10 protein-coding genes and 1 other annotated feature are annotated in these 13,407 nt (G+C 36.2%); of the genes, 2 read left to right on the forward strand and 8 right to left on the reverse strand.

The window, feature by feature from the left end:
• Positions 1-46: 46 nt before the first annotated feature.
• The 4 genes from MHH96_RS22505 to spoVID form a co-directional block, all read right to left on the reverse strand.
• Positions 47-1,348: a bifunctional folylpolyglutamate synthase/dihydrofolate synthase gene (locus MHH96_RS22505; protein WP_341118040.1), complete on the reverse strand. Its 1,302-nt coding sequence runs from the start codon at positions 1,346-1,348 to the stop codon at positions 47-49.
• Between the two features lie 144 nt (positions 1,349-1,492).
• Positions 1,493-4,138: a valine--tRNA ligase gene (locus MHH96_RS22510; RefSeq protein WP_095322606.1), complete on the reverse strand. Its 2,646-nt coding sequence runs from the start codon at positions 4,136-4,138 to the stop codon at positions 1,493-1,495.
• A 66-nt stretch (positions 4,139-4,204) separates the two neighbouring features.
• Positions 4,205-4,434: a binding site (T-box leader), on the reverse strand.
• Between the two features lie 167 nt (positions 4,435-4,601).
• The gene (gene ysxE, locus MHH96_RS22515) at positions 4,602-5,690 is read right to left on the reverse strand and encodes a spore coat protein YsxE (protein WP_235844482.1); all 1,089 of its coding nucleotides are present in this window, start codon (positions 5,688-5,690) and stop codon (positions 4,602-4,604) included.
• 191 nt (positions 5,691-5,881) lie between these two features.
• Positions 5,882-7,105, reverse strand: coding sequence for a stage VI sporulation protein D (gene spoVID / locus MHH96_RS22520; protein ID WP_047943577.1), 1,224 nt, complete (start codon positions 7,103-7,105; stop codon positions 5,882-5,884).
• A gap of 292 nt (positions 7,106-7,397) precedes the next feature.
• Between spoVID and MHH96_RS22525 the strand changes: the two genes are divergently transcribed.
• Positions 7,398-8,153: a polysaccharide deacetylase family protein gene (locus MHH96_RS22525; protein WP_341118042.1), complete on the forward strand. Its 756-nt coding sequence runs from the start codon at positions 7,398-7,400 to the stop codon at positions 8,151-8,153.
• 7 nt (positions 8,154-8,160) lie between these two features.
• Entirely contained in the window at positions 8,161-9,129 is a 969-nt protein-coding gene (locus MHH96_RS22530; protein ID WP_095258072.1) for an ABC transporter substrate-binding protein, read from the forward strand.
• 286 nt (positions 9,130-9,415) lie between these two features.
• On the opposite strand, the gene MHH96_RS22535 is transcribed toward MHH96_RS22530, so the two are convergent.
• The 4 genes from MHH96_RS22535 to hemB form a co-directional block, all read right to left on the reverse strand.
• On the reverse strand, positions 9,416-10,168 hold the full coding sequence (locus MHH96_RS22535; protein WP_236691807.1) for an ABC transporter permease: 753 nt from the start codon (positions 10,166-10,168) through the stop codon (positions 9,416-9,418).
• A complete protein-coding gene (locus MHH96_RS22540; RefSeq protein WP_095322604.1) occupies positions 10,165-10,908 on the reverse strand; it encodes an ABC transporter ATP-binding protein in 744 nt (247 codons plus the stop codon). The genes MHH96_RS22535 and MHH96_RS22540 overlap by 4 nt, the downstream gene beginning before the upstream one ends.
• 206 nt (positions 10,909-11,114) lie before the next feature.
• On the reverse strand, positions 11,115-12,404 hold the full coding sequence (gene hemL / locus MHH96_RS22545) for a glutamate-1-semialdehyde 2,1-aminomutase (protein WP_047943573.1): 1,290 nt from the start codon (positions 12,402-12,404) through the stop codon (positions 11,115-11,117).
• Between the two features lie 14 nt (positions 12,405-12,418).
• Positions 12,419-13,393, reverse strand: coding sequence for a porphobilinogen synthase (hemB, locus tag MHH96_RS22550; RefSeq protein WP_095258069.1), 975 nt, complete (start codon positions 13,391-13,393; stop codon positions 12,419-12,421).
• Positions 13,394-13,407: the final 14 nt, after the last annotated feature.

Below are 13,407 nucleotides of genomic sequence, written 5' to 3' on the forward strand. Positions count from 1 at the left end.
CTACCTTTTTCTATTCTAATAATCTATATTTTTTTAAGCGATGTAGTTATTTCTGATAATTTTTCCAAAATTCCTTCACTTCCGAAATAAAGTACAAAGATCCCGTTATGAGGAATAGGTCATCTGCTGTAAGCTTTTCCAATTGATTGAGAATAGCTTTCTTCCAATCACTGTTCTGATCCTTTAATGGATGATTACTTTCTTCATATAATGTCTTGCTGCTTGCAGCTCGTGGAAAATCAAATGTAACAAAAGTAATTGTTGTTGCCACTTGATCCAATTTAGCAATCATTTTGTCCGTTTTTTTATCAGAAAGTGCTGCAAAGATAATATGCTTTTTCTTATCTTTATAGCGATTAATTAATACATCTACCAGTGCATCGATTCCTTCTTCATTATGTGCCCCATCTACTACGACAAAAGGATGCTCTGACAGAATTTCCAATCTGCCAGGCCATTTGGATTGAAATAATCCCTTTCGAATACTATCTTCATTTATGGATTCAAAGGTATCCTGCAATAGATGGGCACCCATTACAGCTAGTGATGCATTTTCCACTTGGTGCTTACCAAACATGATAATCTGTAAATCTTCCCATTTAAAAAATATGGACTTTAATCCAAATGATTCACTAGTAGGTGTTGAATGGTATTTATCTATCATAAAATCTTTATCTAATAGATAGATAGGCGCTTTCCTTTCATTTGCCTGATTTACGATTACTTTTTGAGCACCCTTTTGTTTCACTGCTGCAATAATCGGTGTATCTGTTTTAATAATGCCAGCTTTTTCAAAGGCGATTTTTTCATAGGTGTCTCCTAAAATCGCTGTATGGTCTAATCCTATACTTGTAATAATAGAAAGCAAAGGGGAGATGATATTTGTTGAGTCAAAACGGCCACCTAATCCTACCTCATAAATGACAATATCTATTTTATTGATATAAGCAAAATAGTAGAAAGACATCGCTGTAATAATTTCAAATTCAGTTGGTCCGCCAATCTCCATCTGATCCATTTCTTCAACAATTGGTAATAATTTATTTGCTAATACTAAAATTTCTTCGTCGCTAATTGCTATTCCGTTTACACTAATTCTCTCATTAAATTGTTCGATGTATGGAGAGGTAAAGGTTCCAACTGTTAATCCTGCTTGTTGCAGAATATTTCTTAAGTAAGTTACAGTAGATCCCTTTCCATTTGTTCCACCTATATGAACTGTCTTTATCTGTTTTTCCGGATGGTTTAGCTTTTCCATCATCATTTCCATTCTTGTTAACCCAGGCTTTATTCCAAAACGCAAACGAGAATGAATCCAATTTAATGCTTCTTCATAATTATGAAACATTGCTACACCCTCTTATAAGATTAATGATTGCAGTATATGCTCTAATTAACTTTAGCTAGTATTATGAAAAGTAAATGCTTCCTCCATAGAAGAAGGGTGCCTCAAAGGTTTGATAGCGGAGACACCCTTCGTTCTACTATGAAATTAACCTTTTAGTTCATTAATACGCGCTTCCACTGCAGCACGTTTTTCTAAATAATCTTTTTCTTTTGCCTTTTCCTCGTTAATTACTTTTTCTGGCGCTTTTTTTACAAATCCTTCATTGCTTAATTTCTTTTGAACACGTTCTACTTCTTTATTCCATTTCTCTAACTCTTTATTTAATCGAGCTATTTCTTCCTCCATATTAATTAAACCTTCTAAAGGAAGAATGATTTCAGCACCTGTTACTACAGCCGTCATAGCTTTATCCGGAACAGCAATATCTGTATCAATACTTAATGTTTCCGGGTTACAGAAACGCTCAATAAAAGATTTATTTTCAAGAAGGGTAGCTTTTACCTCTTCATCTTTAGCTTTTAATAAAATGCTGATTTTCTTGCTCATTGGTGTGTTTACTTCTGCACGGCTGTTACGAACAGAGCGAATAATCTCAACAAGCAGTTTCATATCATTTGCAGCTTTCTCATCTGTGAATGCCTGATTTACTTCTGGCCAGTCCGCAACGGTAATCGATTCGCCAGCATGCGGAAGGTTTTGCCAGATTTCTTCTGTGATAAATGGCATAAATGGATGTAATAAACGCATTGTATTATCAAGCACGTACGCTAAAATAGAGCGAGTTGTTAGTTTTGCCGCTTCATCATCACCGTATAATGGAAGCTTCGCCATCTCAATATACCAGTCACAGAAATCATCCCAGATAAAGTTATAAAGGACTCTTCCTACTTCTCCAAACTCATAGCGTTCAGATAGACGTGTCACTGTTTCAATTGTTTCGTTCAATCTCGTTAAGATCCACTTATCCGCAACTGATTTTTCACCTGATAAATCAATCTCATCATACGTTAAACCATCCATGTTCATTAACGCAAAACGGGAAGCATTCCAAATCTTATTCGCAAAGTTCCAAGTAGACTCTACTTTTTCAATACTGAAACGTAAATCCTGACCTGGTGAACTTCCTGTTGATAAGAAATAACGTAAGGAGTCTGCACCATACTTAGCAATTACATCCATAGGATCGACACCGTTTCCTAAAGACTTACTCATTTTGCGACCTTGTTCATCCCGAACAAGTCCATGAATTAATACATCTTTAAATGGTCTTTCCCCAGTAAACTCAAGACCTTGGAAAATCATGCGAGATACCCAGAAGAAAATAATATCATATCCAGTTACTAAAGCAGCAGTAGGATAATAGCGCTTATAGTCTTCTGCCTCTGTATTTGGCCAGTTCAATGTAGAGAATGGCCATAACGCTGAACTGAACCATGTATCTAATACGTCTGTCTCTTGTGTCCAATTTTCTATATCTGCTGGTGCTTCATGATTTACATAAACTTCACCTGTTTCTTTATGATACCAAGCAGGAATACGATGTCCCCACCAAAGCTGACGAGAAATACACCAATCACGAATATTTTCCATCCAGCGCATATATGTGTTTTCAAAGCGATTTGGAACAAAGTTAACTTTTTGATCCTCTTTATCTTGCAAGGCGATTGCCTCATCAGCCAATGGCTGCATTTTAACGAACCATTGGGTAGATAGATATGGCTCTACTACTGCCCCACTTCGCTCAGAATGACCAACAGAATGCATATGCTCTTCGATTTTGAATAAAACACCCATTTCTTGTAAATCTTTGACGATTTGTTTACGACACTCGAAACGGTCCATTCCTTCATATTTACCAGCACGCTCATTCATTGTACCGTCTTCGTTCATTACCAGGATTCTTTCTAAATTATGACGGTTTCCAACTTCAAAATCATTAGGATCATGGGCTGGAGTCATTTTAACAGCGCCTGAACCAAAGTCCATTTCCACATAATCATCCGCAACAATCGGAATTTCTCTTCCTACAATCGGTAAAACTACTTTCTTACCAATTAAATGCTGGTATCTTTCATCTTTAGGATGAACAGCAACACCTGAATCGCCTAACATTGTTTCTGGACGAGTTGTCGCTACTTCAATATAACCAGATCCATCTGCTAAAGGATATTTCATATGATAAAAGGCACCTTGTACATCCTTATAGATTACCTCAATATCAGAGAGCGCTGTTTTGGTAGCTGGGTCCCAGTTGATAATGTATTCTCCGCGGTAGATAAGCCCTTTATTATATAAAGAAACGAATACTTCACGAACTGCTTTGGATAGCCCTTCATCTAATGTGAATCTTTCACGAGAATAATCTAATCCTAGACCTAATTTAGACCATTGGGCACGAATGTGACTTGCATATTCCTCTTTCCATTTCCATGTTTCTTCTACAAATTTTTCACGGCCAAGATCATATCTGCTAATATTTTGGGCGCGCAGCTTTTCTTCTACTTTTGCTTGGGTAGCAATACCGGCGTGGTCCATTCCAGGTAACCATAGTACATCATAGCCTTGCATTCTTTTCATTCTTGTCAATATATCTTGTAATGTTGTATCCCATGCATGCCCTAAATGCAGTTTACCTGTTACATTTGGAGGCGGGATTACGATTGTATAAGGCTTTTTTCCTTCATCTGGCTTTGCCTCAAAAAATTTGCCTTCTAACCACCAATCATAGCGACCCTTTTCAATACTTGCTGGATCATACTTTGTCGGCATGGAGATTTCTTTCATTTCCATCCTAATTTCCTCCTTATCCTGTTCCTTCGTACTTTTTAAAAGCAAATAAAAAAACTCCACTCGTCTTAAAAGGACGAATGGAGTTTGTTCGCGGTACCACCTTTTTTCCAATACAAAATAGGTATTGGCTCTTTAAAAGATGATATCGGATACTGTCCGTCTTTTACTAATAAGCACACCGTTCGCAAAAGAAGCTCGAGGGCTACCTTCCAATGGGTTGAATAGAAATCTCACAGCAAATGATTTCCTCTCTTTGAAACAACTTACACTGTACTACTCCCTGTCATTGCTTTAATAATTTATTTTATATATGCTATACTACCGAAAATAACTTAATCTCGTCAATAAGGATTGCCTAAATTTTTTAATTTTATTCATTTCCTTTTTTTGTTTGTCTTTACTTTATGAACACGAGAAAAAATGGTGACAATTATAGTACTCAATAATAATAGACCCAAGTTTTTTAATCCTGGGTCTCTGCTTGTTCCGCAGCATCCTGCTGTGCTTTTTTTTGTCTTTCTATCTCATCCACCCGCATGACAACATATTCGGTATTTTTTAAAAGCCAATATTGTTTAAGCAGCTTTTGAACATATTTCCGTTCATTAATGTCTTTCTTATTTGCTTTCATATATTTCTCACAAACTCGAATAACGGGGCCAGGATGAGCTAAATAACTTAAAAATAATAGCATTTCATCGTATTTTAACGGATTATGCTTAAAGTACGTATATAGCCACTCAATGCATTCATCATTCTGCTTCGGTCCAGTTTTTAAGGAGCGTGAGAGAAATGGAAGTAAATCATGACTTGCCGTTCCATACCTAGCTTTTTCAAAATTAGTAAAGTAACCATATCCTCTATCATCATAAAGAAAATGCTCTGATGACAGTTTCCCATGAATAATGGAGACTCTTGCCTTTTCATCTTCTTTCGTTTCCTCATACCATTCTTTTAGCTTTGTTTCCGAATAGATCAACGCCTGCCGAATGTCATGGTAATACAGACAGAACATTAATTCAAATGGTGACATATACTCTTTATTTTCACATAGCTCAATAAAACCATTTAAAAACTCTTGTTCTTTTTCAATATCTAACTGTGTATTTTCAAAATGCTCCTGTCGATCTTCCTTCTCAATTTTCACTTCTTTCGAAGATAAGATATGAAGTCGTGCAAGCTCGCGAAACATTTGCTGATGCTTCCTGGAATAATTCTCTCTTTCCTCATTTGGTAACCATGGCATTAAGTAAAACAGCTTATTGTCATAAAAAATAGCGTATCTTCCATCCACAGCTGGATAGATCGGGACAATCCGATTATATCCTTTTTGATATAGCATTCGAATATGACGGGTGAAATCTGCACCTTGATGAGGATCCATTCGTTTCAAAGCAAAAGTTCCTTTACTACTGTAAATCTTCGCTACTTTTCCGAACTCCTCTACAAAATTCGGTTCGACTGCATATGGCTTCAAAATTGGTGTATACTTCTTTAATATATTTTGTTCATTCATATCCGCCCACACTTTCTCATAAAGTGAAACTGCCATCTTCTCCGTTTCTATCGATGGTTAGTTGACGATTCGGGCATTTACCATATATTCGATTAACAATCGACTCTATTTTGTTTTCCTCCCCAATTCCTTTCACTCTCTTACTGTTTAAACTTCAAGAGCAAAAGACGGTTGAAAAGCCAAGAAAAACAGTCAAGCAGGATTTTCTCCTGCCTGCTGTTTGTGCCCTATTTCTCTACAAAATTCCTAGGAATATACAAAACTTGCCCCTCATAGATATCTTGATTTGCTTCCATGCGATTTTCTTTTAACAATGCATGGATATTTACATTATATCGGTCACTTAATTTTTCTAATGTATCGCCTTGCTGTACAATACAAACTTTCACTTTTGTATGCTTCTCTTCTTCTTTTCTAGCAAAAAACTCTGTAAAAGTAAGTGACTTTGTTTTATTAAAGAAGCCTTTCTTCTTTTTAGGCTCCTCATTAGGAGAAGAAGATGATTCTTCTAGTTCCTCTTCTTCCAGAACAACCTCTTCTTGCTTTACTTCAGTGGAGGATTCGTGATCTGGTTTTTGAAAGACTTCTTCTGCAGAAAATACTTTTTCTTCACTCCGTAATATGGAAACTTTCATCTCTGGCTCTGCAGGAGTAGTCTCATCCTCCTTTCTAACTGCCTCAGAAAAATAAGGGATCTTTGTATGTTCGTTTGTGCTCCATTCATCCTCCTCTTCTGGAGTCTTTCTAACCTCTAACTCGAAGGAAGAGTATAAGTCATCCTCTGTTTCCTTCTCTTCACGCAATTCTTCTAGTAAGGGACTAACAATTTGAAATGGACTAACCGCAATTTCAACAGGTTCTTCTATGGAATCAGTTAAAACGTCCTCCTCCTCTTCCTTCGAATGATCCCGTACTAGTTCCACTTCTTCTGCCTTCTCTTCCACTATTTCTGCCTCTTTTTCCGTATGCCGTGCTACTTCCAACTCTTCTTCTATTTCCTCCGCTATATCTTCCTCCACTTCTTCAGCAGCCAAGCCAGAAATAGTTAAATCAGCCGTTAAATTTAAGCAGCTTCTTTCGGGAAAAACATAATCAAAAGTGTCAATCTCGATTTCCACATCATCAAGACTTGTCACTCTTTCAAGAGGAATCGTAATATCAACAGGGAAATGGTGTAAAAATTCACATACCCCTTCCTCTCTCTCCATTACAGAATGAACTAATTTAGGAGCCTTAAAAACCTCCTCCTCTTCTTGTTCCCCTTCATTGTAGCGTTTGTATTCACCACTAAGCTCTAAAGAGCCTTGAATGATAATATACTGATCGTTCTCTTGGATCGTTATATTGGGATCAAGTGAAATGGAAAGCAGATCTGCTACTTCCTGTCCTTTTTGAAACCAGACGGACTCTTCCAATGAAAACCGTAAAATAGACGAATTTTCTTGAGACAAAGCGACTCCTCCTCTCATTCCTTTCACGTGTATATCACTATTGTCTTTAAAAACTTATGATTATCTGTAACACTTTATGAATATTTCTTTTATTTGTTTGGCTAAGAAAGAATCGAATCTCAACAAAAAATCTTATTTTTCTGAATTTATACACCAAATTGTTAAAACTATTTATACTTCTAGCCGTTTTTTCCCATTATGGTCCGATATAATAAAAGAAGATTTTGTAAGTTAACAAAATTACTTAAATTGGAAATGCAGGAATTCTGCATTTTATTAAAGAGGAGGTTTTATGATGGCTTTTTCTGTGTTAATGTACCACGAAATAAGAAAAGAGGAAGATTTTCAAGCAGCAGAACTACATCCAATTGATGTCAAACAAGCATATAAGGATTTCTTGCCCTCTCCCCTTTTCATTACACTAGAAAAATTTGAACAACAAATGGAGTATTTATTTAACAATGGTTTCCACACTTTATCTTTAGAGGAAGTAAAGGCATATTATGAAGGAGGCAATTCCTTACCCGAAAAATCAATATTACTTACTTTTGATGACTGCTTTCAATCCATCAAAGAATATGCTTACCCGATTCTAAAAAAATATCAATTTCACGCAACAGCATTTGTGGTAACAGGATGGCTGCATGATAACAAACGCATATTTGCAAAAGATAAATCTGTCTGTTTATCTACAAGTGACCTAGAGGAAATGAAAGACGTATTTGAATATGCCAATCACACACATCAAATGCATATACGTACAAGTGAGTCAGAAAGTCTATTAATGACTTCTAGTAAAGAAACTTTTGCCAAAGATCTAGACGAATGCAACGAACATATTCTAATCAACCATAAAAATGTATTTGCCTATCCATTTGGCCTATTCAATGAATCCAATATACTCACTTTAAAAGAAAAAGAATTTAAACTTGCATTCACTTGTGAAAATGGTCACAATAATATGCAGAGTAATCCCCTTTTACTAAAAAGAAATGCCATTCCTTATTTAATAGACTTAGAGGCATTTAAGAAAATTGTAACCATTTAGGAGGAAGATGATGAAAAAAATATGGACACTATCCTTCATACTCGTTTTCGTTTTAATTACTGCTGCTTGTGAAAAGACAGCCACAACTAAAACAGATAATCCAGAAAATAACACGTCTGAAAAACCATCCAGTGAAGAACTAACTATCGGCATTTTGCCAGCAGAATCAGCAATACCAATTATTTTAGCAAAGGAAAATGGCTACTTTGATAAAGAAGGAATAAATGTTTCCATCAAATCCTTCTCTGCTCCAACTGATCGAAATGTTGCCATCCAAGCGAATGAAGTAGACGGAACAATCGCAGATGTCATGACAGCAGCAGCTTTTATGGAAAATGGCATAAAGATGAAGATTACTTCTGATATAAGTGAAGATTTTAAAATACTATCCTCTCCAAACTCAGGAGTGACAGAGATGAAAGAGTTAGATGGAAAAAATGTTTCCCTTGTGCCGAATTTTATCTTGGAATATATTATGGATGATTTTGCAGCGAAAGAAGACTTCACTTATAATATCGTGGAAATCCCTTCTTTTTCTGGTCGTGCAGAAGCACTTATGGCAGACAAAGTGGATGGAGTTGTCTTTACAGAACCACAGGCTAGCATGCTAGTCAGCCAAGGTGCTCACCTTTTAGGAAGCTCAACAGATGCAGGAATTAAAGGAGGATCCATTCTATTTTCAGATGAACTAATATCCTCTAAACCAGCAGATATCAAAGCGTTTTATAAAGCTTATAATGAAGCTATTGACTATATGAACAATACAAAAGCAAAGGAATATGCTGATATATTAACTAAATACCAATTTCCTGAAGCTATGAGCAACTATTTAACAACAAAAGAAAGCTTTCCTTATGCAAGTGTAGTGCCAAAAAATTCCTTTGATTCCATTGTTCAATGGACAAAAGAGAAAGGGCAAATTAAAGAAAGCTATTCCTATGAAGATTTAACAGACTTTACTTTGTTGCCAAATTAAAAGGGACAATTTTTAGGAAAACAGAGCAGACTGAATACAAGTATACTTGATTTATTTTGATTACGGTTATTATCATAGTAGATTCTCCTTACTGCGTATTGATTGCATTGATACATGCAGCATATAGGAGAATCTTTTTATTTATACAAGCCCTAAAACGCTCCTATAAGAGTTGTGAGAAAACCAAGCCAAATGTATTCAATCTGCGGGTGATTTCCCCAGCCTACTTTCTTAAATTTAAATGGGGCAAATTATCCCCTTCCCCCTAAACTATATTTATCTCTTTTTACTTATAATTCCAAGGTGTCGTTTTTAATTCTAGTTTATCTAATAAAATAAATAGCAATAAACCAATACATCCTAAGGCTACAATTCCTGTGAACATTTCTTCATAATTCATTTTTGTCCAAGCGCTGATAATATAGTAGCCAATTCCATATGTCGTTGCATAGTTTTCGGCAAAAAATAAGGTTGCTAAACTAATCCCTATGCTGATTCTTATCCCCGTAAATATCGCTGGTAGTATTACTGGAAAAATTAAATAGATAAATTGCTGGAAAATAGATGCCCGATAGCCGTTCATCACTTTGAAATAGCTTGCTGGTATTTGTAAGACACCATCTCTGACAGACAAAATGATTTGAAAAATAATAATCCAAATAATTAACATGATTTTAGACTGGTTTCCTAGACCATACAAAATCATAAATATCGGTAAAAATGCTACTTTGGGAATTGGATATATATAATATAAAAAAGGGGATAGCCAGGTATTAACTCGCTTATTTTTCCCTAAAATAATTCCCACTGGAATACCTATTACCAAAGAAATGAATAAAGCAATGAAAATTCTTAACAAACTAGCTCCTGAATGAAGAAGCAATATATATTTTTCTTGCCACATATAAGTAACTGTTAAAAGCGGGGAGGGGATAGTGTGAGACTGGAGGAGAAAATAGACAGTATACCAAAATAAACCGACACTTATAAAACCTAAGAATAGTTGATTCACGATGATTTTTTTCATAATTTTGTTCATACATGTACCGCCGCTAATCTTTTTCGTACTTCAATACAAGCCTTATAGAAGGATAAATTGTCCTTTGCTCTCTCTACTCTAAATAGCGGATTTTCAATCGTCTCAATATCCCCATTATCTTGTAGCAATAAAATAAACTCCCCCAGAAGGACTGCCTCTTCAATATTATGCGTAACAAACAGTAACGTGGTCTGCCGTTTTTCCACCTGCTCAGCAATTAACTGTTGAATTTGTTCTTTTGTCATTTCATCTAATGTAGATGTTGGCTCATCCATTAACAACAAATCAGGTTTATTAATAAGTGTTCTTGCTAAAGCTACCCTTTGCTGCTGCCCTCCACTTAACTCCGTTGGATATTTACTCTCCATCCCACTTAACCCAACTTCTCTTATTAACGCTGTTACCCTATCCTTTATTTCCTGTTTCGCTTTTCTATTATCTAATTTTAAAGGCATTGAAATAGCATCAAATACATTTAACCAAGGAAAAAGGCCTAAATCTTGAAACATAAAGCCAATATCCTTTTGTGGATGCTGGATTCTCTTCCCATCCATTAATATTTCTCCTTCCGTTGGGTTTAAGAAACCAGCGAGAAGATGGAGAAGTGTACTTTTCCCCACTCCAGACTTACCAATTAAAGCATATGATTTGCCCTTTTCTAAATTCAAATTGATTTTATTTATAATAGTAGTATGATCATACGTAAAACTAACGTCCTGCATCTTTACAAATGAATCCATGAAAAAATCCCTTCTTGTCCTATTAATAGTTGCATCATAACATACTATTTCCCTTCATAAAGTGGCAAAAAATCGACAGTTCTAGGTAATTTGAACGCATAGAAAGATGGGAACAACTAAAACAGCCTAAAATCCCGATAAATTGCCATGGGGATTTTAGGCTGTTTTATTTTGCTATAACTAATAAGTTATTTTACAGTTTTAATTTAAGCTTTCAACGTAGAAAAAGCTTGTTCAGCAGCAAGAATCGTATGCTCAATATCCTCATCCGATAATGCCGTAGATAAGAACATCCCTTCAAATTGAGAAGGAGGAAGAAATACGCCTTGTTCTAACATACTATTATAAAAGGCTGCAAAGTAATCTAGATTAGATGTTTTTGCACTTTCATAATCTTTTACATCTTCATTAGTAAAGAAGAAACCAATCATAGAGCCAGCACGATTTACTGTAAACGGAATTTCATATTTTGCAGCTGCTGCTTTTAAGCCTTCTTCTAAACGATCCGCTTTTCGGATAAACTCTTTATACGTATCTTTTGTTAATTGCGATATTGTTTCAAAACCTGCTGTCATTGCAAGTGGATTACCAGATAATGTACCAGCTTGGTATATCGGTCCGCTTGGTGCAATTTGGTTCATAATTTCTGCTTTTCCACCATATGCACCAACAGGTAATCCTCCTCCAATTACTTTTCCGAGACAAGTTATATCAGGGGTAATGCCAAAGTAACCCTGTGCGCATCCGTAGTCCACACGGAATCCTGTCATGACTTCATCAAAAATAAGTAATGCACCATATTCTGTTGTCACATCACGCAGTCCTTGCAGAAATCCTGGCTTTGGAGGAACAACTCCCATATTTCCCGCAACCGGCTCCGCAATAATAGCTGCAATGTCTTCCCCATACATAGAAAAGGCATATTTTACACTCTCTAAATCATTATAAGCAACTGTAATCGTATTTGCTGCAACACTTTCGGGCACTCCAGGACTATCTGGTAAACCAAGTGTAGCTACCCCAGATCCTGCTTTAATAAGCAAAGAATCGCCATGTCCATGATAACAGCCTTCAAATTTCAGAATTTTATTTCTACCCGTATAGCCGCGAGCTAAACGGATTGCACTCATTGTAGCCTCTGTGCCGGAGGAAACCATCCGAACGATTTCGATACTCGGCACACGTTCTTTTACAAGAGCAGCAAGCTCGTTTTCAATTAACGTTGGTGCTCCAAAACTAGTTCCTTTTTCAGCAACCTTTTTAATTCCCTCGACTACTCGATCATCAGCATGTCCTAAAATAAGCGGCCCCCATGATAAAACATAGTCAATATATTCATTGCCATCAATATCAAAGATTTTCGAGCCTTTCCCTGCCTCCATAAACACTGGGTTTCTTTTAACAGATTTAAAAGCACGGACCGGGCTATTTACCCCTCCTGGCATTAACTCTACTGCTTCTTTATATGCAGCTTCTGATTTTTGATAGGAACGCATTTAACTTTCCTCCTTTATTGTTCTTTTAACATACGTGCAACATCTTTAGCAAAATAGGTGATAATTAAATCTGCTCCAGCACGTTTCATACTAGTCATAGTTTCCATTATAATTCTATCTTCCTCAATCCAGCCATTTTGTGCCGCAGCTTTTACCATGCTGTATTCTCCACTTACATTATAGGTAACAATCGGCAAATTCCATTCATTTTTCATATCACGAACAATATCTAAATAAGGAAGACCTGGCTTAACAATAAGAAAATCTGCTCCTTCTGCGACATCACTTTCTGCTTCTCTAAATGCTTCCAGACGATTAGCGGGATCCATTTGATAGGCTTTGCGATCGCCAAATTGTGGGGTACTATCAGCAGCTTCACGGAATGGACCGTAAAAAGCAGAAGCATATTTTACAGCATAACTCATAATTGGTATATCAATGAATCCAGCTTCATCTAAACCTTTTCTAATAGCTGCTACAAAGCCATCCATCATATTAGAAGGAGCAATAATATCCGCTCCAGCTTCCGCTTGGCTGACCGCAGCCTTCACAAGCAATTCTAATGATTCATCATTAAGCACTCTTCCAGCTTCAATTACACCACAATGTCCGTGGCTAGTATATTCACATAAGCATGTATCTGCAATGACAATCATGTCCGGATAGTTGGCTTTAATATATTTGATACCTTCCTGAACAATACCATGATCGTGGAATGCTTGTGTTCCACATTCGTCTTTTTCCTTTGGAATACCGAATAATAACACAGATTTGATTCCCAGCGCCTGAACTTCATCCATTTCTTCCTTCAACCGATCAATTGAAAACTGATAAATGCCAGGCATAGAAGAAATTTCAGTCTTGCTATTTTCTTCTTCTGTAATAAAAATCGGATAAATTAAATCATTCAAATGTACATATGTTTCTTTCACTAATGCTCTCATATTAGCAGATTGTCTTAATCTGCGATGACGTTTAAATTCAACCATGGTCTTACCTCCAA

Source organism: Niallia sp. FSL K6-0212 (assembly GCF_038007605.1).
Lineage (GTDB): Bacteria > Bacillota > Bacilli > Bacillales > Cytobacillaceae > Niallia > Niallia circulans.